The organism is Streptomyces sp. 891-h (genome assembly GCF_022760275.1).
Classification (GTDB): Bacteria; Actinomycetota; Actinomycetes; order Streptomycetales; family Streptomycetaceae; genus Streptomyces; species Streptomyces spirodelae.
Window position 1 is genome coordinate 3505211 of record NZ_CP050693.1, and the last position, 26497, is coordinate 3531707.

35 protein-coding genes are annotated in these 26497 nt (G+C 66.7%); 30 read left to right on the forward strand and 5 right to left on the reverse strand.

Annotated features, from left to right (window positions below; genetic code table 11):
* Positions 1-67 precede the first annotated feature (67 nt).
* Positions 68-352 carry a hypothetical protein gene (locus HC362_RS15110; RefSeq protein ID WP_243084484.1) on the forward strand — a complete coding sequence of 95 codons (285 nt, stop codon included), beginning with the start codon at positions 68-70 and terminating at the stop codon, positions 350-352.
* On the opposite strand, the gene HC362_RS15115 is transcribed toward HC362_RS15110, so the two are convergent.
* Positions 272-1162, reverse strand: a complete 891-nt coding sequence (locus HC362_RS15115) for a helix-turn-helix transcriptional regulator (protein WP_243084485.1) — start codon at positions 1160-1162, stop codon at positions 272-274. The two genes, HC362_RS15110 and HC362_RS15115, sit on opposite strands and share 81 nt — an antisense overlap.
* 306 nt (positions 1163-1468) lie before the next feature.
* On the opposite strand from HC362_RS15115, the gene HC362_RS15120 reads away from it, so the two are divergent.
* From HC362_RS15120 to HC362_RS15220, 21 genes are all read left to right on the forward strand, one after another.
* A complete protein-coding gene (locus tag HC362_RS15120) occupies positions 1469-1783 on the forward strand; it encodes a transcriptional regulator (RefSeq protein WP_243084486.1) in 315 nt (104 codons plus the stop codon).
* On the forward strand, positions 1780-2148 hold the full coding sequence (locus HC362_RS15125) for a helix-turn-helix domain-containing protein (protein ID WP_243084487.1): 369 nt from the start codon (positions 1780-1782) through the stop codon (positions 2146-2148). The genes HC362_RS15120 and HC362_RS15125 overlap by 4 nt, the downstream gene beginning before the upstream one ends.
* Positions 2149-2206: 58 nt before the next feature.
* Positions 2207-2788: a WhiB family transcriptional regulator gene (locus tag HC362_RS15130; RefSeq protein WP_243084488.1), complete on the forward strand. Its 582-nt coding sequence runs from the start codon at positions 2207-2209 to the stop codon at positions 2786-2788.
* A gap of 62 nt (positions 2789-2850) precedes the next feature.
* Complete coding sequence (locus HC362_RS15135; RefSeq protein ID WP_243084489.1) at positions 2851-3213, forward strand: hypothetical protein; 363 nt, start codon at positions 2851-2853, stop codon at positions 3211-3213.
* Positions 3214-3268: 55 nt separating this feature from the next.
* Positions 3269-4078, forward strand: coding sequence for a hypothetical protein (locus HC362_RS15140; protein ID WP_243084490.1), 810 nt, complete (start codon positions 3269-3271; stop codon positions 4076-4078).
* Between the two features lie 2 nt (positions 4079-4080).
* Complete coding sequence (locus tag HC362_RS15145; protein ID WP_243084491.1) at positions 4081-4806, forward strand: ATP-binding protein; 726 nt, start codon at positions 4081-4083, stop codon at positions 4804-4806.
* On the forward strand, positions 4806-5165 hold the full coding sequence (locus HC362_RS15150; RefSeq protein ID WP_243084492.1) for a DUF4326 domain-containing protein: 360 nt from the start codon (positions 4806-4808) through the stop codon (positions 5163-5165). Before HC362_RS15145 ends, HC362_RS15150 begins: the two co-directional genes overlap by 1 nt.
* Positions 5162-5581, forward strand: coding sequence for a DUF6195 family protein (locus HC362_RS15155; RefSeq protein WP_243084493.1), 420 nt, complete (start codon positions 5162-5164; stop codon positions 5579-5581). Before HC362_RS15150 ends, HC362_RS15155 begins: the two co-directional genes overlap by 4 nt.
* A complete protein-coding gene (locus HC362_RS15160) occupies positions 5581-6690 on the forward strand; it encodes a DUF2637 domain-containing protein (protein ID WP_243084494.1) in 1110 nt (369 codons plus the stop codon). The genes HC362_RS15155 and HC362_RS15160 overlap by 1 nt, the downstream gene beginning before the upstream one ends.
* Positions 6691-6758: 68 nt before the next feature.
* Positions 6759-7307, forward strand: a complete 549-nt coding sequence (locus HC362_RS15165; RefSeq protein ID WP_243084495.1) for a hypothetical protein — start codon at positions 6759-6761, stop codon at positions 7305-7307.
* A gap of 675 nt (positions 7308-7982) precedes the next feature.
* The gene (locus HC362_RS15170) at positions 7983-8384 is read left to right on the forward strand and encodes a hypothetical protein (protein WP_243084496.1); all 402 of its coding nucleotides are present in this window, start codon (positions 7983-7985) and stop codon (positions 8382-8384) included.
* Positions 8385-8394: 10 nt separating this feature from the next.
* A complete protein-coding gene (locus HC362_RS15175; RefSeq protein WP_243084497.1) occupies positions 8395-9372 on the forward strand; it encodes a bifunctional lytic transglycosylase/C40 family peptidase in 978 nt (325 codons plus the stop codon).
* A gap of 48 nt (positions 9373-9420) precedes the next feature.
* Entirely contained in the window at positions 9421-9759 is a 339-nt protein-coding gene (locus tag HC362_RS15180) for a hypothetical protein (RefSeq protein WP_243084498.1), read from the forward strand.
* A 3-nt stretch (positions 9760-9762) separates the two neighbouring features.
* A complete protein-coding gene (locus HC362_RS15185; protein WP_243084499.1) occupies positions 9763-11076 on the forward strand; it encodes a hypothetical protein in 1314 nt (437 codons plus the stop codon).
* Positions 11057-12691: a hypothetical protein gene (locus HC362_RS15190; protein WP_243084500.1), complete on the forward strand. Its 1635-nt coding sequence runs from the start codon at positions 11057-11059 to the stop codon at positions 12689-12691. The genes HC362_RS15185 and HC362_RS15190 overlap by 20 nt, the downstream gene beginning before the upstream one ends.
* Before the next feature lie 7 nt (positions 12692-12698).
* Positions 12699-14225 (forward strand): SCO6880 family protein, encoded by a 1527-nt coding sequence (locus HC362_RS15195; protein WP_243084501.1) that lies wholly within the window; start codon positions 12699-12701, stop codon positions 14223-14225.
* Positions 14222-15658, forward strand: a complete 1437-nt coding sequence (locus HC362_RS15200; protein WP_243084502.1) for an ATP/GTP-binding protein — start codon at positions 14222-14224, stop codon at positions 15656-15658. Before HC362_RS15195 ends, HC362_RS15200 begins: the two co-directional genes overlap by 4 nt.
* A 62-nt stretch (positions 15659-15720) precedes the next feature.
* Positions 15721-16038: a DUF6238 family protein gene (locus HC362_RS15205; RefSeq protein ID WP_243084503.1), complete on the forward strand. Its 318-nt coding sequence runs from the start codon at positions 15721-15723 to the stop codon at positions 16036-16038.
* Positions 16038-16301 carry a hypothetical protein gene (locus tag HC362_RS15210; protein WP_243084504.1) on the forward strand — a complete coding sequence of 88 codons (264 nt, stop codon included), beginning with the start codon at positions 16038-16040 and terminating at the stop codon, positions 16299-16301. Before HC362_RS15205 ends, HC362_RS15210 begins: the two co-directional genes overlap by 1 nt.
* Positions 16302-16342: 41 nt before the next feature.
* On the forward strand, positions 16343-17791 hold the full coding sequence (locus HC362_RS15215; RefSeq protein ID WP_243084505.1) for a TraM recognition domain-containing protein: 1449 nt from the start codon (positions 16343-16345) through the stop codon (positions 17789-17791).
* Positions 17788-18300: a hypothetical protein gene (locus HC362_RS15220; protein WP_243084506.1), complete on the forward strand. Its 513-nt coding sequence runs from the start codon at positions 17788-17790 to the stop codon at positions 18298-18300. Before HC362_RS15215 ends, HC362_RS15220 begins: the two co-directional genes overlap by 4 nt.
* A 171-nt stretch (positions 18301-18471) precedes the next feature.
* Here the strand turns inward: HC362_RS15220 and HC362_RS15225 are convergent, their stop codons facing one another.
* From HC362_RS15225 to HC362_RS15240, 4 genes are all read right to left on the reverse strand, one after another.
* The gene (locus HC362_RS15225) at positions 18472-19761 is read right to left on the reverse strand and encodes a helix-turn-helix transcriptional regulator (RefSeq protein WP_243084507.1); all 1290 of its coding nucleotides are present in this window, start codon (positions 19759-19761) and stop codon (positions 18472-18474) included.
* A gap of 248 nt (positions 19762-20009) precedes the next feature.
* Entirely contained in the window at positions 20010-20246 is a 237-nt protein-coding gene (locus tag HC362_RS15230; protein WP_243084508.1) for a DUF397 domain-containing protein, read from the reverse strand.
* Positions 20247-20304: 58 nt separating this feature from the next.
* On the reverse strand, positions 20305-20517 hold the full coding sequence (locus tag HC362_RS15235; RefSeq protein ID WP_243084509.1) for a DUF397 domain-containing protein: 213 nt from the start codon (positions 20515-20517) through the stop codon (positions 20305-20307).
* Positions 20517-21386 (reverse strand): helix-turn-helix transcriptional regulator, encoded by an 870-nt coding sequence (locus HC362_RS15240; protein WP_243084510.1) that lies wholly within the window; start codon positions 21384-21386, stop codon positions 20517-20519. Before HC362_RS15240 ends, HC362_RS15235 begins: the two co-directional genes overlap by 1 nt.
* A 271-nt stretch (positions 21387-21657) precedes the next feature.
* Here HC362_RS15240 and HC362_RS15245 point away from each other — a divergent pair, with 271 nt between their 5' ends.
* From HC362_RS15245 to HC362_RS35060, 8 genes are all read left to right on the forward strand, one after another.
* A complete protein-coding gene (locus HC362_RS15245) occupies positions 21658-22167 on the forward strand; it encodes a hypothetical protein (protein WP_243084511.1) in 510 nt (169 codons plus the stop codon).
* A 70-nt stretch (positions 22168-22237) separates the two neighbouring features.
* Positions 22238-22687, forward strand: coding sequence for an ATP-binding protein (locus tag HC362_RS15250; protein WP_243084512.1), 450 nt, complete (start codon positions 22238-22240; stop codon positions 22685-22687).
* On the forward strand, positions 22684-23208 hold the full coding sequence (locus tag HC362_RS15255) for a hypothetical protein (RefSeq protein WP_243084513.1): 525 nt from the start codon (positions 22684-22686) through the stop codon (positions 23206-23208). The genes HC362_RS15250 and HC362_RS15255 overlap by 4 nt, the downstream gene beginning before the upstream one ends.
* Entirely contained in the window at positions 23205-23678 is a 474-nt protein-coding gene (locus HC362_RS15260; protein ID WP_243084514.1) for a LuxR C-terminal-related transcriptional regulator, read from the forward strand. Before HC362_RS15255 ends, HC362_RS15260 begins: the two co-directional genes overlap by 4 nt.
* A gap of 44 nt (positions 23679-23722) precedes the next feature.
* A complete protein-coding gene (locus HC362_RS15265; protein ID WP_243088613.1) occupies positions 23723-24166 on the forward strand; it encodes a DUF6415 family natural product biosynthesis protein in 444 nt (147 codons plus the stop codon).
* The gene (locus HC362_RS15270; RefSeq protein WP_243084515.1) at positions 24072-24497 is read left to right on the forward strand and encodes a DUF6082 family protein; all 426 of its coding nucleotides are present in this window, start codon (positions 24072-24074) and stop codon (positions 24495-24497) included. The genes HC362_RS15265 and HC362_RS15270 overlap by 95 nt, the downstream gene beginning before the upstream one ends.
* Positions 24498-25202: 705 nt before the next feature.
* The gene (locus HC362_RS35055; RefSeq protein WP_347568445.1) at positions 25203-25709 is read left to right on the forward strand and encodes a hypothetical protein; all 507 of its coding nucleotides are present in this window, start codon (positions 25203-25205) and stop codon (positions 25707-25709) included.
* A gap of 10 nt (positions 25710-25719) precedes the next feature.
* Positions 25720-26463, forward strand: coding sequence for a hypothetical protein (locus tag HC362_RS35060; RefSeq protein ID WP_347568446.1), 744 nt, complete (start codon positions 25720-25722; stop codon positions 26461-26463).
* The last annotated feature ends 34 nt before the right edge of the window (positions 26464-26497 follow it).

Sequence of the window (26497 nt, forward strand, 5' to 3'; positions counted from 1 at the left end):
CGCACGGTGGAGGCATGGCGAAGGTGATCATGTACCCGCCCAATGTCGAGGGGGCCGACGGGTCCGCGTGGACGGGAAGATCCCCGGCAAAGCCTTCAACGTCTTCGACTTGCTCAGCTACCTCGAAGCCGTCGGCCTCGACCCAGTGAGCGCCGCCCTGGACGACGACCGACTCTTCGACTGGCGCGGCGGCGGGGGGCAGCCGACTGGGATCCGCGACCCGACAGCGGTGAGTGCGCTTGATCGGGCTGGTCATCCAATCGCGACTGTGTCACTCGTCGCTCTGCGCGTCAGGAAGCTTGTCCTGGAGTTCGGCTACGAGTTCATTGACCTTGGCGATCATCTCGGGTGACAGGCCGGCGCTGTTGCCCCGGGCCGCCAGGCCGAGGATCTGCCCGCGCTGGATCGACCCCAAGAAGCGGATCCCCTCCATCACCTCACGCGCGGCAGGATGCACTTCGGCACCGTCAGCGAAGAAGGCGGGATCGATCTGGAAGGCGTGAGCCAGGCCGGCTCTCACGGCGGGAGAAGCAGAGGTTTCGGCACCAGTGCGGAGCGCGCGGACGTCCTCCGCAGTGACCACGGTTGCGGCGTTCTGCTCGTTGATGGCTTGAGCCATCTCCGCATCGGTCGGAGGGGTCTGCCCGAAATAGGCATTCTCCAGAAGGTAGTTCACCTTCTCCGCCACCGTGCGGGGAACTGCCACTGGCCCGCCGGATCGCGCCAAGGACGGCGGCGGGGTGGAGATGCCGAACGAACGCTCCTGGGCGGCAAGCAGTTCGGCAACGCTCACCCCGTAGGCAGCCGCCAGCGGCTCCACGTAAGAGCCGTCGAGCCGAGCGATACCCCGCTCAGCCTTGTACACCGGGATGTGACTTTGCGCCCCAATAATGCGCCCGGTCTCACTCTGGGGGTATTCGGCATCACATCGAAGGTCGGCCAGATCTGGCTCCCCTTCCCTGGGGAACAGCTCGTCCAGCGGTCTGCCCAGCACCCTGGCGAGCAACGGAAGCCTGTGGGCATCCGGGGGCCTTGAGACCGTCTCCCATTTGGCGACTGCGGCCCGCCCTACACCCATGCGCTCCGCTACATCACTCTGCGTAAGGTCGGCCGCCCGCCGCTCGGCGCGGACACGCGCGCCGTCGAACTGACGTGTGGGCATAGCGACTCCGGCTACTGCATGACCCTACGAAACGGACAATGAGGATGTTCCACTCCGACCCCTTGATAGGTTGAGGCACGCAATGTAACTTCGACTATCGAGGCTGGTCGTTGTGCTTCCTCAGCGCTCCATTTTGCCAGTTCCTCATTCCTAGCAGGCTCTCTGCCCTCATGAACCGACGGGCGGAGTCGTCGGGCCTGTAATACACGACCGCTCACCTCCTGGCAGAGGCGAGCGGTCGCACAGAGCCACTCCGTGTCCTTCGCACGGCACAAACGGAGCGGCGTACCAATAGAGGAGTCTCGCATGTCCACTACTACGGGCTGCAACCCAAAGGCCAGCACGCTGGCGAGCACGGCCGAGGACTTGGCCGAGCGGCTGTCGACCCTGCTGCCGGACGCCGCCACGGTCCGGGTACGCCTCACAGGCCCCCAGACCCCGTGGCCGCACCTGCGGTTGGATGCGATAGACGGGAACGGCCGCCCCGTTCCCGTCACACGGGCCAAGGCACTCGCGATTGCCCGGTGGGTCATCCGCTCGTTTCCGCATGCCGGATGGGCCGAGACCAGTCATGTCTTCGACCTCCGCACCGCTACGCTTCACGGGATGGAAATCCGATGACGGCGGCAACCGCGGAGGTTCGCCCGGACGTGGGCCCAGCGGAGGTGGAGGGGCTTTCCACATTGATGGGCCTTCTCGCCCGCGTCGGCAACATGGATTCACGACCGAGCGGAATTCCCTCAGACCCCATCCACTTGGGGTACGCAGAAGCGGCGGAACGTCTCAATCTGCCCGAGAAGTGGTTGCGTGAGCGCATTACTTCGCTGCCGCACCGGAAGTTCGGGAAGCTTGTGAAATTCACCGAGGAAGACATCCGCGCCATCTCCGACATGCACTTTGTGCAGCCGGGCGCGAAGTACGCCACGGCCAGCGAATCCGCAGAGGCGCCGATCCGGCCCTCTGGAAGGTCACGTAAGCGTTCCTGATTCTCCTCTTGTGTTCCGCCGGGAGTCCCGGGGAGCACCACAAGTAACGCGAGATAACATGAGCACAGATATATCCAGTCTCATTGAGGCTGCAACTCAGGGCGACTGGTCGCCGTTGTTGCGAGAGTCGGAAAAATCTCCTGGGAAGCACTGGGCGGAGGACGCCCGTTGCGCTGGACAGGATGTCGAAGTCTTCATTCCTCCCGGAGACGGGCCGCATGGAGACCCCCAGGAAGTGAAGAAGAATATCGGTTCAGCACTGAATAAGCCGCTGAACCTCTGCGCCTCCTGTCCGGTGGCAGTGGCTGCCCGTTGTCTGGTTGATTCGCTGCACCACGATGACGAGTTCAGTATCCGTGCAGGGCTCCTTGCCGCTGAGCGTGCCGAGTTGCGTGCCGCCTGGCAGCAACGCGTAAATGAAGAGGCCGTCTCAGGTGCTCTGCGCGGCGCTACTGGCACCCTCAGTGCGGCTGAGCGGGAAGAGGTGGTGGCTCGATTTGTTGCCGCCCCCTACCTGCGGCCCGTCACTGTCGCCCGAGGACTCGGCGTATCGCGCGAATACCTCCTCAAGCTGGCGCGGCGGTATCGGAAACGCTCGGCGCCGACTTCGGATTCGATCTCTGGCACCGCAGCGGCTTGAAGCCGCCCCACGCCGGGCCCATTCTTCACGCAAGTTCCTGTTGTGTTCCCAGGAGTCCCCACATGCCGCAATACCCTACGGCTGATTCGCCGTGCCCGCATCTCAGCGATGCCATCCGTATCTTTGCCCCCTCTGCGGAATTGGCTCGCGTGTATCCACGTAGCCGAGGCGTCATGCACCTCTTCTCATCGGACTTCCGGCGCGTCCACATCGAGCAAAGTTCCGCTGCCGTGGTTGCCCACTTGGTCCGCGACCATTTCTCCTCTTTCGTGGATTGGCGCCGCGCACACGACTTTCACCTCCCCACCGGGACTCTTTACCTGACGCCGGAACCTCAGCAACAGGGTTACGTGCCGGAAGACGACTTCACGTTCGGATTGAATCCTTTCCGGCGCATCGAGATATCTGGAAACGGCCATGGGTGAAGCCGCTACGGATCTGGTGTGGTCGGAATCTGAATCGTGCAGGGGAGCACGCCTGGTGATGCTCGCCATTGCACGCGTTGCCGACGAGGAGGGGAAGTCAACCATGACTCTTAAAGAGATATCTCAACTCACTCGTCTTTCCCAACGATCCATCACAGAATGCCTAACTCAACTGGAAGCACTCGGTGAACTCAGCCATCAGCGCGGAGGGGGACGCTCGAAACCGAACAATTACTTCATCTTGCTCGGAAGAAACACGGAAGGAACCTCCAATACGAGGACAGAGGTTCCCACTTTCGATCCTGACCTGCGCCCGAAGCAAGGGGAAGGTGGAACAAGCTTCTCAGAAGATACTCCAAAGAAGCACCCCCGGACGGCTACAAGTGAGAAGTTCCTTCACGCAGAGTTGGAAGTTTCTTCCTCGCGTACGCGTGTTGGTGATACTCCCGTAGGGAGTATCACCACTCAAAAGCAAGCTAGCTCGCCACAGCCTGACGTTGAAACCGTGAAACATTCAGAATCGGTGGACGTTCCTTCTGGCGCCAAAGAGTTGGTTTCAGCTGTTACCGGTGCAGGAATGCTCGTGGGCTGGCGGCTCACCGAATCGGAATGGGAGCGGGTAACAGCTCTCTCGGAGCGCTGGGGACCGAAGCGGCTGGTCGAAATGGCAGCAAGGCGCTGGAACACCTCCCGCCCTCCTCAGTCAGCCCGCTATCTACTCCGCATCTGGGATGACCTCCCGGCCCACTGCCCACCCTCCGCTCAGACGGGCAACGTCGTATCGCTGCCACGCCAACCCGGACCTGGCGCCTGGGCGCCCTTTCAGAACGTCGCGCAGTCCAGCGCCTACCAGAACGGATTTTGATCATGCCGGAGCCAGCACGTGCAGGGCGAGCCGGATCATTGGGCGCCCTCGACCGGATACTCGCCGCGAAGGGGATCCAGCTCGTTCCGGAAAGCGCCGATGAACAGTCGCCGGAAAACCCTGGCGACCGCGAATGGCACAGGCGGGCGCGGGCCGAGTACGCGATGAACCGGTGGCAGACTGGCACCCCGCCGCGATTTCGCGACGCGGAGGCGACGCTCCCCGAAGTGGCCGCCTGGGCGGACAAGGTTCAAGCGGGCAACGAGTCAGCAGGGGCTCTGCTCCTCACCGGGCACACAGGGACCGGCAAGACGCATCAGGCGTACGGGGCTCTGCGCCGCATCGCCGAGGCCGGCCCGGACCGTTTCGAGTTGATCGCGGTCAACTCGGCGGACATGTACGGCATGCTGCGGCCGTCGCAGGTCATGGGCAGCTCGGAGCAGGAACTGCGGCGCCTCAGCGAGGTGCAGTACCTGCTGCTGGACGACTTGGGGACGGCAAAGACGTCCGAATGGACGGAGGAGGTCACGTACCGGCTGTTCAACTACCGGTACAGCCACTGCCTTCCGACGATCATCACGTCCAACCTGCCTGCTCGTGACGAGAACGGACCGGACCTGACCGACTTCGTCGGCGCGCGAGTGGCATCTCGTCTGGCCGAGATGGTGACCACCCTGGTTCCCATGATCGGCGATGACCGCCGACGTGGTGGCGGGAGGGCAGCCTGATGCCCTCCCGTCTGACCGGGACCGCCCGAGATGCACGATCGCTATCCGGAACCTGTACCTACGTCGGCCCCCACAGCCGATACGCGAACCCGTTCCGCGTGGGAGATCGCGAGCCGTCGCTCCTCGGCACGCCGATGGACGCCGGAATGGCGGTGAATCTGTTCACTGCCACTCTTCGAGGCCCGGTCGGTCGTCAGTACGCCGTCCGGTTCGCCCGCGCTCTGCACGATCTCGACCTGATGTGCACGTGCCCTCCCGGCGCTCCCTGCCACGCCGATGTCCTTCTGCGCCTCGCCAACAGCCCCAGCACCAGCGGCCTCGCTCTCCGTACCACCCGTCCTTTGGAAGGCCCTCGATGAGTCACCCGATCATGTTCGCCGCCGCCGAGCGTCTTACCGTTGTCGAAAAGCGACGTGCAGCGGCCCGCGAGGCTGCATTCCGCACCTGGGGACCGCGGTCGGTCACCGCGGCGGCCAAGTTCGCTCGGCATGTACTGGGAGACGCGGCGGTCACTCTCGACTGGGATGTCCTGGGACTGGTGTCCTTCGAGGAGCACCTTCAAGCTGTCGCGTCGCTGGACACGGTCAGCGGCCAGCATCTGGAGCTGTACTACACGGACCAAGGCGGGACGGAGAGGCTTCACCTCCGGGTCTCCTGCGTGAGCTGCCCCAGTCAGCACGTGCATGACGTGACGTCGCTGGAACAGTTCGGTCAGCTCCTCTCTCAAACCCCGGCCTGGCAGTCGATCAACCCGCGCAACGGGGATGAGAGCTGATGTCCACCGACCGAATAGAGGCCCGTTCTGCCGAGAACGGGATGACCGGCTGGGACTACGGCGCCATCATCGCGCTTGCCACTGTCGGCTTCTTCCTGTCGTACGACGCGCTACGCCAGGTCGCTGTCGCCATCCATGTTCGGCCGTCGCTCAGCTATTTCTTTCCGGTCGTCGTTGACGGCTTCATTGCCTACGGGGTCCGGGCCATCGTGCTCCTGCGGAACCGGCCCTTCGGTGCCCGGCTGTATGCCTGGTTCCTCTTCCTCGCGGCCACCAGGGCAAGCCTGTGGGCGAACGCGCTGCACGCGATCACGCTCAACCGCGGACCGCTGTCCGGACGGTCCGCTCTGCATCTGGGAGACGCGGTCGTCGGTGCGCTGTCGATGCTCGCGCCCCTCGCCTTGGCGGGCTCGGTCCACCTGTACATCTTGATGGCGCGGACCGTCGACTCATCGGTCCGGGACCACGCGGGCAGCGGTCCGGGGCTGACTCAGAACCACGTCTCGTTCACCGCAGACGACGCGTCGACCGTCGGGAATGGTCCGCTCCTGAAGGTCGGGGAGACGCCATCCGCATCGGCCACCGCGCTCGGTCCGCCCGCACTGGACAAGCGGACGGATAGCCCTGTTGAACTGCGAAAAGACGATTCCCAGGGGGCGGGCACGAAGCTCTCTGGGGAAACAGACAAGGAACTGCCCGCGCGCTCGGGCGATACCCACCACGCTCCGGACGACGGGAGCGGACCGCCAAGCTCGGATGGTGCGGACCGTCCGAACAACGGTGAGAAACCAGCCGCAGCAACGACCGATTATCAGCCCGTTCAGAAGGCAGTCCGCGACCATCCAGACGGGGAAGAACCCCCCGTCCAGGACAGCGCGAACTCCCTGGAAGACCGTGAGACGGACGACGCGTGGCTGGGCGAGTTGCTGCCCATCGCGCGAGCGGCGTCCGAGCAGGCCGGACGGATCAGCCGGGATGCGGTGAAGGATGCCGTCCGGGCGCACCAGCCGATTGGCAACGAACGGCTGGGCATGCTGCTCGCTCGGCTCAAGCAGGAAGAGGAAGACGCCGCGCAGAGCCCCGCTTGTGCCTCCGCCTCTCTGCGCTGATGTCACCAGCAACATCCGAGTGCGATCCCTCTCCGAGGTGGGCGTGCTCGCGCGCTCGACAGGAAGGAATGACCATGTGGCGAGCCCGACAGACCTCGACCGACGCCGGCCACCTCAACGCTGAGCAGTCAGCATCAGCGCTTGCCCAGCATCTCCAGGCCGGCGGAGCACTCGCGCCGATCCCGGTGACGGACCTGGCCCTCGCCGAGGAGGAACGCGCCTACGCTGATGTCGCATGCGCGGCGGCCCGCTTCTACGGGACCGACGTTATCTATCCACCGCGCGCCGGGTACTTCGAGCACCACCCGTCCTTCGGCCGCCGATGGGTGCCGAACCGTCGGCTCGACGCCCGCCGGAGCGGGGAGGCTGAGGCGGACGCACAGGAGCGCTGGCGTGACCACATGCCTGCCCGCGTCGTCCTGACCTCCATCGGCCTGCGCCTCCAGCCGCCAGGTTCGAACTGGCTGCCCTTCGATCACGCTCTGCTGACCCATGCTGAGCGGCGGCCTTCTGGGGTGGTCCTGTCGTACAGCGTGTGCGCCCCGCTGTTTCTCTCTGGCTCGGCCGCTCCTTGGCTTGGGGTCGCGATACAGCACCTCGCTTCTCACGGCGTATAGAGCCTCACAGACAACAGGCCCCCAGAAAGGTGGAACCTAATTCATAGAATTAGGTTCCACCTTTCTACTGATTCGAGTTGTCCGCGGGCCTCTGTCAAAGTCTGGGGCACGGCCAACGTCACGGCGTTTCCCGGCCGTCTCCCTGATTCCACATTTCCGGAATCCGGCCTGCCTTAAAAGGGGTTGATGACCTTGATATGAGAAGCCTGCGAATGGAGCTTCGATTCATGAGCGGCTCGCGGCCTGAAGATTGGTTCTGCTGAAGGACACCGATCAATCCGCGAGGCCCACTCGGGGGGCGCTTGTCGTAGACGCGTAGCAATAGTGCCGTGGCACCTCCTCTCTTCCATCTCTGCGAGTACCGGATTGTTACCGCAGGACTCTCTGTCTACGGAGGGGTGTTGTGGTCCTCCATACCGCAGGACCACAACACCCGTCTTCCCTAAATCCCCCAGCCCAAGAAGGTGGTGATCACGCATGTCTTTTTCCAGGCCCTCTCTTCAAATATCCACCGGGGTAGCCGCGACGGCTGCACTGAGCTTGGCGACGGGCTGCTCCAGCCCGCATGGAGGCCAACCGAAGCCCCAGGACACAAAGCGCCACTCGGTCTCGTCAGGCGTCGAGGAAACGGCCACGGCGAACGCGAGCGCCTCCGCCCCGGCGTCAAGCTCCGGTGTGGTCTCTGGCGTTGAGCGGACTGCACGAGCCTTCACCAAGGCGTACGCGCAGCACGACGCCCGCGACGGCAGGGACCGTTCGTACGCGGATGCCGGTGCGCGGGCCGCCAAGTTCGCGGCGGGTGAACTGGTGGATGTTCTGGGCCAGAAGCGGCCGAGCCAGGACACACCCTGGGCAGCGCTTCGGGCCGAACAAGCCCGCCAGACAATCAAGATCACCTCTGTTGTGACTCCTGACGGCGCACCCGCGGCGGACAAGTCGTCGGCCCTCGTCCGCGTCGCCTACACGCTCACGACGACCCCGAAGAACAGCCGGCCGCGGCACAGCAGCGAGCAGCTCGCCTTGCGGCTGGAGCACACCTCCAAGGGCTGGCGGGTCACCGACTTGCCCTGGGCGTGACGGAGCCGTGATGAACAAAGGCGTGCAAGCTGGTCTCGCGCTCTTCACGGCCACCGTCGTTTCGGGCGGCGCTCTGTTGACCACGTTCGGCGGGGCCGACAGCGCCTCCACGCAAGAGACCGGTCCCGGCGGTGACATCAGGGCGGACGCACCCGTTCCCGGCTGGATCCGCGAACTCGTCAACAAGCACGCGGGCGAGTGTCCGCAGGTCACGGCCTCGCTTCTGGCGGCTCAGCTCTACACCGAGAGCAAGTTCAACCCCCGCGCGACGTCACCGGTTGGGGCGCTCGGTATCGCGCAGTTCATGCCGGCGACCTGGGCTCAGCACGGCAAGGACGGTGACGGAGACGGGGTCAAGGACGTCCGCAACCCGGCCGATGCCATCGCTGCGCAGGCCGCGTACGACTGCTCTTTGGCCGAAGGGGTCAAGGACGTGCCGGGCGACTCGACAGACGCCATGCTCGCGGCGTACAACGCGGGCAGCGGCGCGGTGATCAAGTATGTGGGCGTTCCTCCGTACCCCGAGACCCGCGACTACGTGCGGAAAATTCGTGCGCTCGCCTCGAAATGGGCGGACGCCGTCCGTCCGGACGCTCCAGCAGGCAAAGGCGCCGCTCGTGCGGTCTCCGCCGCGAAATCAGCGTTGGGTACCTGGTACCGGTGGGGCGGCAGTTGCGTGAAGCCGTACACCGGTGCGGGCGGCTGCGACTGCTCGTCGCTCACCAAGATGGCCTGGGCCGCAGCGGGTGTGAACCTGCCCCGGGTCACGTACGACCAGGTCCGGGCCGGGAAGGCCGTCAAGAGCGTTTCGCAACTGGCGCCCGGCGACCTGCTGTTCAGCGTCCCCGGCAGTGCTGGTCCCGAACACGTCGGCATGTACATCGGCGGCGGCCAAGTCATCGAGGCTCCCCATACAGGGGCCCGGGTGCGGATCAAACCGCTGAGCTACTGGAAACCGCAGATCACCGCCATGCGACACGTGGGCTAATCGCCGCAAATCATCTCATTCATTCCTTAAAGGACCAAGGGACTCAACATGCACAACCTCCTATCTGTCGCTGCCGATCCCTCCCTGCATTCGGGCCTCGCTGCCGGGGCCGACGTCGTCTCCGGCGTGAAGCCGGACTGGGGCCCCTTCGGCAAACTCGGTAACACCGCGAAGGTGATCCTCTGCGTCATCGCCGCTGTCGTACTCGTCATCGGCGGCGGCGCCTTCCTCGCGGGCGTGGGGAAGTCCAAGGGGTGGTTCGGTGAAGGCCACTCGACCATGGACAGCTCACGGGGCAAGGGCATGATGGTCGGCGGTCTGACCTGCGTCTTCCTCGTGGCCTCCTTCGGCACCATCTTCGCCATCACGTACGGCATGGGTGTGTGACCCATGGCTTCCCCCACCCGAAGCAGGAACGATTCCTCCGCGAAGACCTCCGAAGCACGCAAGCCGTCCGCCAAGCTCTGGGGCGTCGCCATGGGCGGGGCAGCGGTGGTCACCGCAGCCGGGGTGATCGTCAGCCTTGTCACGGGCGACCCGCCCGCGCCGGGCTCCACCGCGTCAGCGCCCACCCGCTCGGCGCCGCAGGCGAGCGGAGGGGGCATACGTGAGGTGCACGGTGTCCCTATCGGCCACCCGCACACACCGTCCGGCGCGAAGGCGGCGGCAGCCAACTACGCCACGGTAAGCGGAAGTTCTTCCTTTCTTACGGACAAGGACGCTCGACACCACGCTGTCTCGGTCATGGCAGCCAGGCACACCGCCAAAGCGGCGGTGAAGAAGGCCGACCACGCTGCCGCTGAAGCAGCCAGCGCGCTCCGGGGCGACAAGTCCAAGGTCTCCGCCAAGAAGGCCATCGCGCGTACCGGCGTCCTCTCGGCCCACCTGCTGGGCTTCGACGCTCACGGGGCGATGGTCCGGCTATGGACGACAACGGTTCGCGGCAGCACCGCCGGGCACGCGACGCCGAGGACGGGCTTCCAGTCGGTGACGATCACGCTCACCTGGGAGTCCAACGACTGGAAGCTGAAGTCACGTTCGGGTGCGACCGGCCTGGTCGTCCCGATCGACGCGAAGCAGTCGTCCAACGTCACGAGTGACTTCTCCGACTACGTACCGGCCGCTGCACAGGATCCCGTCCTGAGCGGTTCGGCTCGTCAGAACGGGTTCCCGGCACCGTACGGACACGACGAGCGCGGCGCCCGCGCCGCCGCTGTCAGCGCCGCCATGCTCTACGGCGACCCGAGGTTCTTCACCGATGAGGACTGGCGGCACCGGATGCTGACGGCCACCGCAGCGCCGAGTGTGCTGCACTCGGTCACCTCGGACACCGACTCGACGGCCCGCCTGGTCATGGAGAACCGCGGGGTCGGAGCAGACGGCAAGACCGTTGACGGAAGCGAACTGATCACGCGGACGGCAGCGCTCGCCACCCGCTCGATCTCCCACTCAGACCGGGCCGCGAGCATCGAGCTGTGGACCGCGTCGGTGGGAGGCGTCGCTGGAAAGGACGAGACGCAGCGCCCGCAGATCGCCTTCCTCCGAATGACCGTGGACCTCGTGTGGGAGGACGGCACCTGGAAGACCACGGCCGTTACTCCGTCCGAACCGCTCGTGCCGTCGCCACCGGCCATGCAGGAAGCCGACCCGGCCGACAGCTTCGCGGACGTGGGAGGTGCCGGCAATGCGCCTGCGACTGCGTGAAGATGCTCCCGGCCTGCTGACCATCGAACGGGGCGCCCCGAGCCGCTGGCGGCGGCGCCTTCAGGCTGTGGCCGTCATCAACGTGATCATCGGGTTCCTGTTCGTGCCCTCCGCGGTCGCCAACCCCTTCTGCTACATCCCGATGGTGTGCGAGGCGAAGCGGGCGATCGACTTCGTCAAGGACCCGCTCGGTTTCCTGCTCCAGAAGCTCACCGAGGCCAACATCTGGTTCCTGCGGAAGATGTTGCAGCTGATCCAGAACACGACGGAGATCGACCTCACGTCGGCCGGCTTCCTGAAGCAGTACGCGATCATTTTCGCTGCCTCCAGCCTGCTCACCGTGGCCTTGTGGCTGATCGCCGTTGCCAAGAGGGCGGTCCGCGGTGTTGCTGTGACCACCGCGATCTCCGAGGCGATCGGCTTCCTGCTCCTCCAGTTCGTGGTCAACGCGATGACTCCGGGCGCAATCGCCCTGCTGATGAAGGCCATTGACGAGGTCACGGCCATCTTCGAGCCCTACGCGACGGCGAACTTCAAGCCGTTCCTGGAGAACATCCTCAAGGTGATGGCCGCCCAACGCTCGGAGGGCGTCGGCCAGCTCCTGGTCGTCAACCTCATCATGCTGCTCGGCGCTCTGCTGATGTGGTGCGAGCTGCTGATCCGCAGCGCGGCAATCTACGTGGCCGTCGCCCTCGGCCCCCTCGTGAACGCCGGGCTCGTTGACCGCGACCTGTGGAACAAGAGCAAGAAGTGGTTCGGCGCCATCTTCGCGATCGGTCTGAGCAAACCGGTGCTCTTCGCCCTGCTCGGCCTCGGCGGTGCGGTTCTCAGCGACAGCTCCGGGACCATGTCCGACGCGGTCTCCAAGACGCTGGTCGGTGCGCTGATCCTCCTCCTCGCCGTCTTCGCGAGCGCCACGCTCTACAAGTGGGTTCCCGCCTTCGGCGACGAGATGGCCCAGCTCCACCACGACCGCAAGAGCGCCCAGTCCTCCGGCCCGGCCGCTGCGATCGACGGGCCCGGCCAGCACGCCAACCGTGCGATGGGGGCCCGTATGCAGGACTCCTTGGTCGGCGGCGGCCCGAAGGCGGCGGGCAGCAAGACAGTCGGTGCCAAGATGGGCGGCGGAACAGCTGCGGCCGGACCGGTCGCTGCTGGGGCAGCGGCGGCCAAGGCGGGCGTCGCCATGGCGAAGAACAAGGCCGCGACTTCCCCCGGCACGCAGGGCACCGACGCCGCGAACAGCGGCGGCCCCGAGCAGCCCGATGGCCAGCAGGGCAGCGACGACGCCGGTACATCCAGCGCACCGGCCGCAGCTCGACCTGGAGGAGCAACCTCCGCCCCGGTGGTCAACTCGCCCCCGGACTGGTCCTCGGCCGGCGACCACGCAGCGTCCGGTCGTCCGCCGGAAACCGGTGGAACCCCGAGTACGGCGCAGCCGCCCTCGCCACCTGCTCCCGGCCCGGCGGCCCCCTCTTCGACGCCGCCGCCCGCCTCCCCTTCTCCTACGTCAGGAACGACTTCGGGCTCCGGGCCGTCGGTCACGCCTCCGCCGCCACCGCGGCCGTCGGGCGGCCAGCCGCCCGGACGTCCGGACCCCAACAAGGATCAGTGACTGTCTCATGTCGACTCGTACGTATCAGTTCGGAAAGCACCGCCCCACGGGGCTGGTGGGCAACCGCGACCTCGGCGAACAGATCGTTCTCGGTAGCGGCGCGGTCGCCGGAATTCTGTTCGGCTACCTGTTCAACGGCGCTACGGCCATCGCCGCGACCTGCCTCGTCCTGCCGATCCTCATCGCCCTGGTCATCGTCTACGCCCCGTGCCGGCCCAAGGGCACCTCCCAGCGGCGCACGCTCTACCGCTGGTGGCGCATCGACCGCTACCGCCGCAAGGCACTCCGCCGTACCGGTGGCGTCTGGGTCTCCCCCGCCTTCGAAGCCGGCGTGCAGCGCGACGGCACCCCGCCGGACACGGCCCTGGTGGAGCCGGAGGGCATCGCGGGCATGACATGGATGCCGGTCACGGTCCGCGGACAGAAAGCCGTCATCGTGCTCCAGCCGGAGGCCGGATGCGTCACGGGCACCCTGGAGATCGCCTCCCCCGGGCTCGGCGGCAAAGAGGTCGGCGAACAGGTCGTCGCCCTGGAGCGCTGGGGCGAACTCCTCGACGCCTTCGGCAACGTCGAAGAACACCCGGTCAAGCGGATCCAGGTCCTGGCCCGCCAGATGAAATCCGACCCCTACGCACATCAGCGCTTCATCGCCCAGCGCGACGAGTCCGCGGCGACAGCCGACGCTCCGCAGTGGCTCAAGAACTCCTACGACGTGCTGGCCAACGCCGTGAGCACATCGGCCGAGGAACACCGCTACTACCTCACCATCCACGCGAAGTTCACCCGCGACCTGGCGGCCGAAGGCGCAGCTCGTGGCACCGGCGATGAAGGGATCGCCGCCGCGATGGCCGCGTACCTGGAAGAGCTGTGGACCCGCGCAGAAGACGCCGACCTGTCCGTGGTCGCCCCCCTGGACCAGGACCGGATGACCGCGTTCATCCGCAACAGCTACGACCCGGACCACGCCATCTGGGACACCGATATCCAGCAGGCGCACGCCTTCCCGCGCAACGTCGATGTTCGCAACGGGGCTCACGTCGCCACCCGCGCCGCGGGCTCCACCGACAGCTGGTTCCACGCCACGGCCGCCGTCGTCGGATGGCCGACCACGCCGGTGGGCCCTGACTTCCTGTCGCCCCTGCTGATCGGGATGCCCGACGTGATCCGCACCATCGCGATCACGCAGCAGCTGGAGCCGAACGACAAGGCCGTGGAACGGATGCTCGCAGAAGACACGAACAACCAGGCGGAAATGCACCGCAACCGGCAGCGCGGCAAAAACATCGACCCCCGCGACCAGATCGCGGCGACAGCCACCGGATCACGCGGCATGGCCCTGGCCTCCTCCGGCGCGGCCGGCTCCGCCGTCGTCGGCTACATCACCATCTCCTCCCGCAGCGCCGAGGAGCTGGAGCGTACGAAGCGGACGACCGCTTCCCGCGCCCGCAATGCCCACCTGCGGATCGAATGGCTCGACCTCGAACACGCTCGTGCCTTCGCCACGACCCTCCCCCTTGCCGGAGGCATCAAGTGACTGACCTGCTCGACCTCACCCCGCTGTCCCCGATGCACGAGACGGTGCGCCGTCCCCTCCACACGGAGACGACCACCAGCCAAGCCCTGTACCTGCCCATCGCGCCGCCGACCCTCGGCACTGCGGGCGCGATCATCGGCCGGGAGCTGTACAGCGGGAAAGCCTTCATCTACTGCCCCTTCTCCGCGTTCGGTGATGGCCTGCCCGGCGGCAACATGATCGTGATGGGCGACACCGGCCGCGGGAAGTCGGCCCTCACCAAGACCTACACCGCACGGCAGATCCGCCTCGGCCGTCAGGTCGTCGTCCTCGACACCAAGGAACAAAAAGAGCGGGAAGAGGGCGAGTGGGCGGCGCTCGGCCGCTCGCTGACCGGCAAGGCCCCGGTGAAGTTCACTCCGGGTGGCGGACGTGGTGCTTCGTGCATCAACCCGATGGACCCCGCCATCGCGGGCAAGCGCCAAATCGAGCTGGTGCGCACGATCGTGGAACTCGGCCTCGGCAAGCCCTTGGACGAATTCGCCGGCTCCGCTCTGCGGATCGCGATCCGCAGGGCCCACCAGCGGGCCGGAGACCTCGGCCGCACGCCGGTCCTCGCCGATGTTGCCGCCGCGCTCCGGTCCCCGGAGGAGTCGGACGCCGTCGCCAAGCAGCGCACACGGGATGAACTCCTCGGTGACGGCCTGGAAGCGTCCTACGTCCTGGACCGGCTCTGCGGGAGTCAGCAGGACGCGACCGGCGACCTCACCGGCATGCTCGACGGCCCCACCAGCCTCGGCGTGGACCTCGACGCCGACATGATCGTCTTCGACCTCACCAAGGTTCCCTCCGGCGGCGTCGCCATGACCATCCTCGTCGCCGTCATCAGCGTCTTCCTCGAAGAGGTGTGGCTCCGCCCGCTGTGCGAGTGCGGCACCGAACCGGGACAGCACGAACGCATCGTGGTCGATGCGAACTCCGGCGCCTGGGAACTGGGACCGAACCCGGAATCGGGCTGCCGTCGCTACACCCAGCGCAAGCGCGTCCTCGTCTGCGAGGAAGCCTGGCACGTCCTCGGCACACCCCAGCTCGCGTCGCTGCTTGAGAAGTTCCTCAAGTTCGCACGCGGTTACGGCTTGAGCTGCATCTTCATCGTCCATCACTTGTCGGACATCGATGACAGTCCGGAAACCCAAGCGGCCCTGAAGATGGCCGACACCATCGTGATCTACAGCCAGAAGAAAGCCGAGGCAGAAGCGACAGTCGCCCGTCTGGGCCTGCCGTCCTGGACGGCGGAACACATCATGCGCCTACGCCGAGGAATCGCCCTGTGGAAAGTCGGCGAAGTGATCTACCCCGGCGTCCAACACCTCCTGGTCGAAGCCGAACAACATCTGTGCTTCTCCTCCGGCTCGATGACGGATCTGTCCAGCACCTCGCCGGACGCCGAATGAGCCGGTACCGCCACCTCTCCGCCGCCGACCCCTCCAACGCAGATTCGGAGCGCGCTCCCGTTATGGCCATCACCACCGATCCCAAGCTCCCCCGGGACGAGCACGCGGTGCGACAAGACATCGACCAGCTACACGCCGAAGCGCTCGACCTCGCCCGGCGTACGAAGGCGCTGGCCATCGTGCTGGACCACGGGGACTACTCCGCCGCCGGGGGCCGCGTCCGTACGGCCGTCACCCACATCTGGCGAGCCGCCGAGGACATGCACACCGCCTTTCACACAGCGCCCCCGCGCCGTGCCGGGCCCGACGCTTCGCTGTCGCAACTGTGCAGCCGTCGAATGCGCTACCTGGCGGCCCGCGTCGCGCGGAGGGCCGCGTAATGGACGTCATGCCCGGCGGAATCCTCCTGGCCCTATACGCCCTGACGGCTGTGTGCGCGGTGGCCCTGGTCACGGTCTGGGTCCTGCTGAAGCGGAGCCGACGCAACGCCGGATTCGCGAGGAAGGGCCAGTTGAAGCGCCAGTTGTCGGCCAAGGCGGTCCTGCGTGCCACCGAGATTCGGCCCTCCCTCACCCACGACGACGGCCGCCCCGCCCGTGCGTCAGGAGTGAGCTTCGTGAAAGACGGCTCTGCCGATCGTTGACCTCTCCTTTCCCGGTCGCCCACCTCGTCCCGGAGCACGTCATGCACCACCCCATTGACCCTCACGATTACGGCTATTCGCTGGGCACGTCGCAGCGCCCGAAGGGCGTGGATCTGTGGTCCCGCGCCGACAAGGCATGCCGCGTCATCGGCCCTATGGGCAGCGGAAAGACTCTGCGGTTCTTCGCGCCGACCGTCCGACGCTGGGCCGGGCCGGTTTTGGCCACGTCCACCAAGCCCGACCTGGTCGAACTGACCCTCGACGCTCGGCGTCGTGATGGCCGCCCCGTCGCGGTCTTCGACCCACAGAACATCGCTCCGATCCTCCCGAAGTTCCGGTGGACGCCGATCAACGACGCGTCCGAAACAGAGGTGGCGATGATGAGGGCCAAGGCGTTCGTCGCGGGCTCCCGAACCCCCAACAGCGCTGCGCAGTCCAGCGAGGGCAGCGCCTTCTACAAGGGGCAGGCATCCAAAGTCCTGGCCGCCTTCTTCCATGCTGCTGCTCTCGACGGCGCGTCCCTCGACTGGGTACTGCGGTGGAGCCGCAAGCTCACCGATCCGGCGCCCCTCGGCATCCTCGACGCCCACCCCGGTGCCGGCCTCGGTTGGGCGGACATGCTTCGCACGGCGACCTCCGGCGACAGTCGCACCGTCGGCAACACCGCCAGCACGCTCGACGCAGCTCTTGAGCCCTTCATGCATCAGTCTGTGGTCAGCGCTCTACAGGGCGATGGGGAGGGGCCGACGGATTTCGATGCGTTCCTCGACGCCGGGGGCACCCTCTATCTGCTGGGCAAGGACTCGGAGGTGAACAGCGTCGCCCCGTTGACCACCGCGATAGCCGAAGACCTTCTGGACCTCGCGGAATCTCACGCCATCGCCTCCCCAACCGGGCGACTCGACCCCGCACTGCTCGCCGCCTTGGACGAGGCACCGAACATCGCGCCCATCCCCAGCTTGCGTCAACGCGTCGCCGATGGCCGAGGCCGGGGCATCACGGTCGTCTACGGACTCCAGGCTTGGGCATCCGCCCGTGCCCGCTTCGGCGAGGACACCGCGAAGGAGCTGGCCGCCTTCACCAACAACGTCGTGGTCTTCAGCGGGGACAAGGACCCCGCCTTCCTCAAGGACATGTCCGAGCTGTGCGGTCAGGTCGAACGCGAGCGCACGACGAAGACCACGTCCGGCGGAGACCGTGGCGGTCACTCAACCGCCACGCACATGGCGCTCGAACCGGTCCTGCGCGCAGACGAGATCAGGGGGCTGCCCGAGGGCCACGCCCTGGTCCTCGCGGACAACCTCCCGCCGGTCGTCACCCGACTCGACGGCATGTGGAAGTGGGAGTCGTGGACCGAGATCGAGAACCACGTACGCAGGCTACGAGCCGCCAACGAAGCGGAGCGAGCCCGGCGAACCGCAGAGAAGAAGAACGAGGCCAAGGCCCACGCCGCCGCATGGGCCGACCGTGAAGGAGCGGCTGCCGCATGACCAGCCCCCTTTCCACCTTCGAGCCGTTCCCCGAGCCACCCGCGCTGATCCTGGAATACCTCGCGGAGCGGAGCGCGGAGAACTCCGTGGTCGACAGCCCCGCCCCCTGGGACCTCGGCGCCCTGCCGACGAAGTTGATCGAGCCGATGTCTGCGTGGCTCGATTCCGTGTGCCGCTGGTTGAACGGGCGGTACGCCTGGCAGCCGGAAGAGGTGATCCCGCCTTGCTGGACAAAGCACGAGGGTTTGGCGTACGAGATCGCGGCGCTGGCCTTCGCCAGGGAGGACGCGTACGCGGAGGCGGGCTCGGCTGTGATCTGGCACGAGCAGTACAACCGCTTCCTCACACGAATGAACAAGTTCCTGGGTAAAGCGGGCGACGAATGCCGGGTCGGGAGGCACGAACCGCGTCCGGTGCGCTTCCAGCTCGCGGCCTGGCCGGCTTCGGCCGACGGCGACGCCTGCGAGCCTGACCGCGCGAAGCGAGTCGAGGAGTTGGCGGGACGATGACGAACCCCCACATGGTCTTCTCATTAGACCCCCGCCACGGACTCGTGGCACGGAGTGGCTGGGAGCAAGAAGAAGCACGGGCCGTGCTCCGCGATCTCGGCTGGGAGTGGAGAGAGGAGTTGCACGCACTTGTCCCCCCGAACGACGTACCGGAGGTAGACGCAGGACCTGTCAGGCCGTCGAGTCCACAGCCGCTACCAGCTCGCGCACGCCCGTCACCCGAGGGTGACGGGACCGTAGGTCGTTGGCGATCTGCCGGATAGCGGGCCGGTCACGGACTTCCCCCGGGGAGACGCGCACCGCGGCCAACAGTTCGGTGGCGGTCTGCTCCGCCTTGCCCCACTGCCACCATGCCCGCCCGAGATCGGTGTGCATCCGGCCCTTGCGCTCGGCGGTCGTGAACTGCCCCTCGCGGAGATCCCGGCCGGCTTCGAGCGCGGCGCCCGCGTCCCCGAGGGCCCAATGGACGCCGACGGCATATAGGTCGACGGCGGCCGGGGTGACGGGGAACAAGCGCCCCTCGGGGGCGACCGCAGGCAGGTCGTGGGCAGCCTGCGCGGCCTCCCGGATCATCGTGAGCGCCTGATCGCGTTGTCCGGCACGGGCCGCGGTGTATGACGTCGTGCACAGCATCTGCGCGTACGCCGAGCGCTGCGCGTCCGTGCGCAGCCCGGTCTCCTCCACCTTGGTCACGGCGTCGAGGATGTGACGTTCAGCGGCGGCGGGCTGGTCCTGGTGGCGCAGCACGATGCTCAGCTCCCGGGCCGCCGCCGCGGCGGCGAGCGGCGATCCGGACCACTCCGCGTAGAGCGTGGCCCGGTCTGCGGCGAGTCGTGAGTCGCCATAGTGGCCGACCTTCGTCAACACTCTGCTCGCCAGGCTGTACGCAGTCGAGAGGCGGGCGAGCGGGATCTCCTCGCGCCCGTGGGCGGCGTGGTTCGCGTCAGCGAGAAGGCCGGGCAGGGCGCGCAACAGCTTGGAGTTCTGGCCCGCGTCGAAGAGCTGGCGGGCAGTGGCAAACCGCGAGTCGAGGGGGATGGGCGAACCGGTGGGATCGGGGATGCTGGCGAGCGCATCGCTCACCCCTGCCAAGAGGGAAGCGGGGGCCGCCATGCCGGCGGCGGCGAGCAACGTGCGGCGACGCATTGGGTCCTCCTCGGCACAGCGTGGCCCGTCTGGCGCAACTCTAGTCGCTGGGACGCTGGTTAAGCCGAGGGACGCAGCTAGGACGTGTGTCGGGATCTCCACGGCCCTGGCGGCGCTCATGAGCATGTCGAAATCGGCCTTCCGACCTCTCCGCTCCAGCCGCGAAACGGTCGCCGCCGAGCAGCCGATGCGGACACCGAGATCTTCCAGGCGCCAGCCGCGCCCCGTACGGCCGATCCGGATCAGGCCGCCCGGGTCCTGGCCTTCCGCGCAAGCACGGGCCTCTTGCGACTCCCAGAGACGAACCGCGTACATCCGGTTTCTCCCCGCGCGAGGACCCGACACGTATGTACACCCACCGTAGGGTCTTCGGATCGCTGCGTGGGCACAGTTTGCAGGATGTGCAAACGAGGGCTGTTTAGGGGACGCCTCTGTTTTCGCCGGGTAAGGCGATCTTCCGGGGTACGCTGCCCAGACCCCGCGGGGTGCACAGGTAACGACGAGGCCCGGCTCCCCCAGATATGGGATGGGGGAGCCGGGCCTCGAACCGCTGTCGGCGCCTATCAGATGTCGAACTCGCCCGCCTTCACGGCAGTCATGAAGCTCGCGAACGATCCCTTGGGAATGAGTAGCGCTGGGCCGTCCGGGTTCTTGGAGTCCCTGATGCCCTGCTGTCCGGCGAACGGCGTGGCCGCAAGGTCAGCGATCTCGACGCATTGGCCCTCGTTCCCCCCGCTGTGAGAGGACTTCCTCCAGACGGCGCCCCTGAGCTCCGAGGCCGTCAGGTTGTTGGTGGTCACTGGTGCAGTCCTTCCAGGTACTCAGTAATGAGATCCCACGACCCATCCACATGCCGGATCAGGCGTCAAGCTCGGATGCGAACTGGGTGAAGGCGTTGAACTCGGCAGGGGTGAAGGCCAGCGAGGCGCCGTCCGGGTCCTTGGAGTCCCGAACGTAGATCGCGCCGGCGGCCTCGGCAACCTCTACACACTGCCCTTGATCTCCGCCGCTGTAGGACGACTTTCGCCAGGTCAGGCCGGTCTTCTCATCGGTACGGGTGTAGCCGGTCATTAAAAGTTCTCCTCAAGGTGAACGTTGATGCGATCCCGCGACTCGTCCGCGGGAAGTGCGAGCTCGGCGATCTTCTCGAACACGACCGAGAGGGCGCTCACTTCGGCTGGCTCATCCAGGAAGCTGCCGCCCAGGGCACTGTCGATGGAGACAGCAGCGGGCCAGGGATGGCGGAAGTTCAAGATTGTCATGGCTTGGTTTGCAGCCGTGTAGGCAGGGACGTCTACCGGAACGATCTGGATGGTGATGTTGGGCTGCCCGGCGTCGTCTGCGAGCTTGCGTAGTTGTTCCTTCATCACGCCCGGAGCGCTGGGGAACCGGTGCAGGAGAGCAGCCTCGGAGATCAACGCATGAAGCTGGACCGGGTTTCCGGGGCGGTGCAGGACTTCCTGGCGCGCCATTCGAACCGCGCTCAGCATGTCTGACAGCTCCCAGTTATCTGGGTGGAGCGGGCTGTTGCAGATCTCCCTGACGTATCCAGGCGCCTGAAGCAGACCCGGGATGATCGCAGGGTGCTGGACCTGGATCTTCTTCGCCTTCGACTCAAGGATGACGAAATCGAGGAGTGCATCTGAAACTTGGCCCACGTATGAGGCCCACCAGCCGGACTTCAGCGACTCATTGGAGGCGGCAGCCAACTCACGTACCGCCTCCTCGTCTCCGTGGACGCCGTACGCCTCCAGCATCTTGCGGATGTCGCCTTCGGTGACTCGGTAGATGCCCCGCTCGATGCGGCCTTGTCTCGTGGAGTCCCAACCGAGTTGCTTGGCGGCTGCGCCGGGGCCCAGGTCGGCCTGTTCACGGTAATCGCGCAGCAAGCTACCTACGCGACGTCTCATGACAGGCGGCGGGAGCTTCTTCTGAGTCATGGGGAGCATTCTGTCAGTCGCGAGGAGCCTTGGCGATAAAACAAGTGTTCTGTCGATTCGACATTTCAACGCTCGATATTGCGCATTGATGCTCGATGGGAGCAAACTAGAGCCGTGGCGGACGTGACTGTCCATCAAGTCATGATCATTTGTGACGCACGGTTACGCCTGCCGTCGTACGGGCCTGGTCGCTGGCCCGGCGGAGGTCCGCCCTCCCTCCCCCGTGGGGGCGGGCCTCCGCTACTCCCCTCCGACGAAGCCGAGGCCGCTGATGACGAGCCAGAGCAGGACCCGCACCTTCACTGGCTGGACCGACCGCGAGAACGAAGCCGACCGGCAGTTCCGGACCGAGATCCCCCGTATTGCAACGGGCCGGAATGTCCAGCTCATGAAGCTCCGCCTTGGACAGATGGAACGGCGGCTCGAAGCGGCGCGAATCTGCGTCCGCGTCCCCCGGGTCGGCCTGTACGCCCGCACGGTGAACGGCCAGACCCCGGACCGATCCCTCGCCGCGGCCCGCCAGTTCGCGGAGCGGATGAGGTGGCAGCTCGTCCGCGAGGGGACCTTCACCGACTGCCTCAACGTGACCGCCGCCAAGGACCGCTACGGCTGGCAGCAGATAAAGCAGCACGTCAAGAGCGGATTCGCCGACGGGGTCGTGGCGCTGACCCGGGCCACCATCAGCCCGCTGCTCGACGAGTACGAGACCGGACTGAGCTGGTTCGCCACGCACAGCGGCTTCATCGCCCTGGTGCACGCCGAGAACGTGGTGCCGCAATGAGGCGGCGGACAGGGCGACGCGGGCCGGTTCCTTGGGAGGGATCACGGTGATCGTCGGAACAGTCGATGAGATGGTAGCTGCCCCCGAGGCCGTACGAGACGACCTGACCCTCAGCATCCACCGCCATCCCAGGCCCGAGGGCCACTCCATTCCCGCCCACGAGGGCCGGTGGGTCGGTCGCCTCCGCCGGATTGGCGCGGCCAAGCTGCGCCACTGGGGGTTTCCCGACCTCATCGAGGACGCCGAAGTCGCGATCAGCGAGCTGGTCACCAACGCCCTCTTGTACGGGAAGGGTGACACGGTCGCTGTCCGCTTCCTCCTCGCCGTCGATGTCCTCGCGCTCGAAGTGGACGACGGATCTCCCCAGCGAGCGCTCGTCAGTGAAGCGGGCCCCTACGTCGAGAACGGCCGCGGCCTGTCCATCGTCACCACGCTCTCCACCCTGTGCGGCGTGAGCCCCGACGGGACCAAAACCTGGTGCGTTTTTACGATCCCCACCACCGCGCGGAGGAGCGCATGACCATCACCACAGACCTCGCGCCGGCCCAGACCGCCAATGAGCGCGACATCTCCGTCCTCGAACGGCTTCTCGAAGCCCTTCGGGACACCCACGCCATGGACCTCGTCTCAAACGATGTCGAGGTCGCTCTCGGTGAGTTCCCCCCGACTCCGCAAGAGATCGCCGAGTTCACGCCCCGCCTTCGCCGGTCCCTCCCACAGCTCGTGACCGTCGTGGTCAAGCGGGCCGAGGAGGAAGCGCGGGCCAAGAGGGATGCAGGCGAGGAACCAGACGACGCGCCGGCCGGGGAACTCGATGTGAAGCTGACCGAAGCCACGGCTGCGGCGATCGAGCGCACGAAACGAGTCCTCGCCGAGACCGCGCCGCCCGCAGACCCGGAGGCGAGCACCCCGGCCCGAAGGCTCCTCCGCAGCAAGAACCCCGACATCCCCAAAGACATCGGGGTGGCCCGCGGACACCTTCGGCGTCTGGCCATGGCCACCCAGGAACTCCTCGACATCCTGCTCGGTGATGGGGAATGACAGTGACCGCCACGCCCGTCGCGAAGGTGACCCTCGGCCCCCGGGAACAGCAAGTCCTTGAGAGGCTGGCCGATGGCGACACTTTGGCCCTGGTTGCACGCGAGCTGCGGATCCGGGAGAGCACCGCCTCTGGCTACCTGAAGGTGGCCAAGCACAAGCTGCACGGCACAAACGAGACCGCCGCTGCTGTCGCCGTCGGCTACGCCATTGAGGCCATCAGCCGACCGCCCCTGCTGGATCCCGAGACGCTGTTCCTTCCCCGCGAGCAGCGCGACATCGTCCCTCTCGTTGCGCAAGGTATGGCCGCCTGGCAAATGGCTGCCGAACTGGGCCGACCCATCAATGACGTACGAGCTGACGGCCGCAGGCTCCTCGTGTCCCTCCGGGCCCATAACCGGGCCCACCTGATCTCCCGTGCATGGCAATTCCAGGTTCTCACCGCAGGCCAGGTGATGGCGTGGCTGAGCTGACCTCCGCTGTCCCCGACAAGGTCGAAGTGCTGGCCAACGTCGAGATGGTGCTTGCGTGGAACCTGGAGGGCCCTGCCCCCCCGCCCGTCGATGTCGCACTGAGCCTCGCCCGGCAGTTCACCGAGTACGGCCGGATCGTCGCAGACGACCTTCGTGCCCAGTGCCAGCTCCTCCCCGGGGACTCGTACGCCGTGCGATGCGCCGGGGTCACGCTCGGTGAAGCGTCCCGACGGCTCCAGCTCGCGCTCCCGGACAGAACACCGCAAGCAGCTGGACATCGCGCCCAGAACATCGCCCGCCTCCTCAAGGCACTGCTCCGAGCAGTGGGAGAGGTCGGCGAAGGGCAGGCGCGCACCGCCGACATCAGCAGCACACCACGACGAAAGGCACCAGATGAAGACCTCTCACTCTGTTCTCGTCGTCTCCGCGGTCGGCGCCGCTGGACTCTGGCTGTGCGAGCGACAGCACCGGCGACAGAACGCACTTGACGTCGCCCAGATGCACCAGGCATGGATTGCGGAGGTGGCGGAGAACCCCCGTCTGCGCGCGGCCTGGACGCCGACCGGTGGCGAGCTGCCGGACGAGGAATACGCCAACCTCTTGCACGCCAACCGGCTGATCTCCTTCCTCGCCGCGAAGTTCCGGGTCGGCCTCCTCGACAAGCGCTCGCTGCGGGTCCAGGCGCGGTGGCTCATGCAGCGCGAGATCGCCCGTTCGTACTGGAAGCGCTACGGCGGCTTCCGCAACGACGAGGCAAGCGACCGTATGGACCGTGTCTTCAACGCGATCCTCTCGGACGAGTACACCGCCGTCGCCTGACCTCTGAGTCAGGAGCAACCGCCGCGCGCGTGCACGACTGACCCGCCCCGTCCACGGAGGAGACGGCACCCGCGCGCCCCGGCCGCACGCCCCATGAGAAACGAGCGTCGGCCCGCTCACCCACCCGCCCGTCGCCCGGTGCGTGACGGTCCCGTACGTCGGGCGGGTGTCAGACCCGGCAACGGGCCTGACACAAGGCCCGTTGCCGGAGAGGAGCGGCGTGGGGAGAGAACCCCCTCCCACTGGACTCTCCCCACGTCCGCTTACCGATCGGAAGCCGGAACACCTCTCGAAGTGAGACGCATGACCAGCGAACGCCCCATCACCTCCCGACACCGGTGCCTGGCCGAGTCCGGGGTGGAGTTCCGCCCGCGTGGCAGCGGCCCCCACACTGACGGCTTGCGTGCGCCGCGTCTCTTGCAGGTCCTGCAAGACGTTTGCACGTCCTGCTAGCCGAACACCACGGCCATCGCGCCGATGGTGTTCTCGAAGCATCCTCGCAACTTCCCCAGACCCCCCGCCCCCGGCCTGCTGCCGGGCACCGACCCGGCCCAACGTGTCGCTGGCCGGGGGCACCAACTACTTCCCGCTCGGCCGCGACCACGCGGTCGCACCACCCGACAGGCTCCCCACGCTGAAGCGGATGGCAGCCGCGCCCGGCCGGGAAGCACGCGCAATCCCACAATCGCTCAGTAGGAGGACGAGATGTTCCTTCCCTATCCCGTGATCGAACAGCTCGATGACGCCCAGGTGGACACCTGGAACACGCATTTCGCCGGCGCCGGACACGAACGGCCCCGGGCGATCGAGGAGGGCATCTGGCGCAGGACGCAGGACCCGTCGAACGCTCAGCAGTCCGGCTGGACGGAAGACGAGCAGGGCCGCCGCCGCATCGTGCACTACCGCTACCGGTACGACCTCGACTACACCTTCCCCGTCCCGAGGCTCGTCCTCGCGGAGCTGTATCTGTACACGTCGGTGCTCGCCCCGAAGGCCGAGATCAACGAGTACCGCAGCAATGTACGCTCCTGGCTTGCCGAGGGCGGCTGGCGGCAGATCGATGACACCCTGTGGATGAAGGGCGACCTGCGCGTCAATGTCGTCCCGTACGACGTCCACCCGCAGGACGACCGGGCCTCCAGGCCGACGCCGGCCGGGTTCTGCTCGCTCGACGTCGTGTTCGTCTCCGAGGACTTCGCGGTGACCCCGTAACGTGCGGCAGTTGCCGTGGAACGTCCTGGCGGGTGGTATCCGTGTCAAGGACCAGCGAGGCAACCCGACCTACGCCGACGACCTGAGCGAGCTGTCCCAGTACCTGCCGTTCCAGGTCGAGATCGGCTGCGGCACGAGCGTCGAGGCCGGGGTGCCGCCGCTGCACTTCCTGCACCAGGCGTACCGGGTCACCGAGCGCACCGACAACGTCATGAAGCAGACCCACCCGTTCGTCCTGAGTCCGCAGAAGGACACCCTCGTACGGGAGATGCTGCTCGACGCCACGGTCAAGGCGGACGAGCTGGTCACGATGTTCCGCGAAAGCTTCCTCGCCAAGCCGACGGCCGCACACCACGCGCTCAAGGCTCTGCACGACGCCGGGCACTTCATTGGTCCCGTGCTCCAGCACAATTTCGACCTGCTCGCCGCGCGGGCCGGCCTCGATGAGTGCTTCGTGCGCCGCTACGACCAGAAGATCCCGCCCGTGCCGTTCCACCCCGAGGCGAAGGCGCTGCTGGTCATCGGCCTCCACGCCGACCGGCGGTCGGTCCAGAAGCGGGCCCGCGAGCGCGGCATGAAGGTCTTCTTCATCGACACAGAGGGCCTGGAGGAGTTCGGCACGTACATGCCCTACCCGCTGGAGGGCCCGCAGGACGGCGACGTGATCGTGAAGGCCGAGGCCACGTCCACTCTCGTCGCGCTGTGCTGCCAGCTCGGCGTGAACGTTGCCGTCACCGCCCAGGCGTCCGTCTGACCGGCACGGTTCCCGGGGCCACGCGCGACGCCCC

Coding starts and splice junctions, on each gene's coding strand:
- HC362_RS15160 (WP_243084494.1), top strand. CDS start 5,581: ATGTCCACCGACCGAATAGAGGCCCGTTCTGCCGAGAACGGGATGACC.
- HC362_RS15165 (WP_243084495.1), top strand. CDS start 6,759: ATGACCATGTGGCGAGCCCGACAGACCTCGACCGACGCCGGCCACCTC.
- HC362_RS15130 (WP_243084488.1), top strand. CDS start 2,207: ATGAGCACAGATATATCCAGTCTCATTGAGGCTGCAACTCAGGGCGAC.
- HC362_RS15145 (WP_243084491.1), top strand. CDS start 4,081: ATGCCGGAGCCAGCACGTGCAGGGCGAGCCGGATCATTGGGCGCCCTC.
- HC362_RS15240 (WP_243084510.1), bottom strand. CDS start 21,386: ATGACTCAGAAGAAGCTCCCGCCGCCTGTCATGAGACGTCGCGTAGGT.
- HC362_RS15190 (WP_243084500.1), top strand. CDS start 11,057: ATGCGCCTGCGACTGCGTGAAGATGCTCCCGGCCTGCTGACCATCGAA.
- HC362_RS15150 (WP_243084492.1), top strand. CDS start 4,806: ATGCCCTCCCGTCTGACCGGGACCGCCCGAGATGCACGATCGCTATCC.
- HC362_RS15245 (WP_243084511.1), top strand. CDS start 21,658: ATGACGAGCCAGAGCAGGACCCGCACCTTCACTGGCTGGACCGACCGC.
- HC362_RS15125 (WP_243084487.1), top strand. CDS start 1,780: ATGACGGCGGCAACCGCGGAGGTTCGCCCGGACGTGGGCCCAGCGGAG.
- HC362_RS15215 (WP_243084505.1), top strand. CDS start 16,343: ATGCACCACCCCATTGACCCTCACGATTACGGCTATTCGCTGGGCACG.
- HC362_RS15210 (WP_243084504.1), top strand. CDS start 16,038: ATGGACGTCATGCCCGGCGGAATCCTCCTGGCCCTATACGCCCTGACG.
- HC362_RS15155 (WP_243084493.1), top strand. CDS start 5,162: ATGAGTCACCCGATCATGTTCGCCGCCGCCGAGCGTCTTACCGTTGTC.
- HC362_RS15185 (WP_243084499.1), top strand. CDS start 9,763: ATGGCTTCCCCCACCCGAAGCAGGAACGATTCCTCCGCGAAGACCTCC.
- HC362_RS15115 (WP_243084485.1), bottom strand. CDS start 1,162: ATGCCCACACGTCAGTTCGACGGCGCGCGTGTCCGCGCCGAGCGGCGG.
- HC362_RS15225 (WP_243084507.1), bottom strand. CDS start 19,761: ATGTACGCGGTTCGTCTCTGGGAGTCGCAAGAGGCCCGTGCTTGCGCG.
- HC362_RS15265 (WP_243088613.1), top strand. CDS start 23,723: ATGGTGCTTGCGTGGAACCTGGAGGGCCCTGCCCCCCCGCCCGTCGAT.
- HC362_RS15120 (WP_243084486.1), top strand. CDS start 1,469: ATGTCCACTACTACGGGCTGCAACCCAAAGGCCAGCACGCTGGCGAGC.
- HC362_RS15255 (WP_243084513.1), top strand. CDS start 22,684: ATGACCATCACCACAGACCTCGCGCCGGCCCAGACCGCCAATGAGCGC.
- HC362_RS15235 (WP_243084509.1), bottom strand. CDS start 20,517: ATGACCGGCTACACCCGTACCGATGAGAAGACCGGCCTGACCTGGCGA.
- HC362_RS15220 (WP_243084506.1), top strand. CDS start 17,788: ATGACCAGCCCCCTTTCCACCTTCGAGCCGTTCCCCGAGCCACCCGCG.
- HC362_RS15260 (WP_243084514.1), top strand. CDS start 23,205: ATGACAGTGACCGCCACGCCCGTCGCGAAGGTGACCCTCGGCCCCCGG.
- HC362_RS15250 (WP_243084512.1), top strand. CDS start 22,238: ATGGTAGCTGCCCCCGAGGCCGTACGAGACGACCTGACCCTCAGCATC.
- HC362_RS15205 (WP_243084503.1), top strand. CDS start 15,721: ATGGCCATCACCACCGATCCCAAGCTCCCCCGGGACGAGCACGCGGTG.
- HC362_RS15180 (WP_243084498.1), top strand. CDS start 9,421: ATGCACAACCTCCTATCTGTCGCTGCCGATCCCTCCCTGCATTCGGGC.
- HC362_RS15135 (WP_243084489.1), top strand. CDS start 2,851: ATGCCGCAATACCCTACGGCTGATTCGCCGTGCCCGCATCTCAGCGAT.
- HC362_RS15270 (WP_243084515.1), top strand. CDS start 24,072: ATGAAGACCTCTCACTCTGTTCTCGTCGTCTCCGCGGTCGGCGCCGCT.
- HC362_RS15175 (WP_243084497.1), top strand. CDS start 8,395: ATGAACAAAGGCGTGCAAGCTGGTCTCGCGCTCTTCACGGCCACCGTC.
- HC362_RS15195 (WP_243084501.1), top strand. CDS start 12,699: ATGTCGACTCGTACGTATCAGTTCGGAAAGCACCGCCCCACGGGGCTG.
- HC362_RS35055 (WP_347568445.1), top strand. CDS start 25,203: ATGTTCCTTCCCTATCCCGTGATCGAACAGCTCGATGACGCCCAGGTG.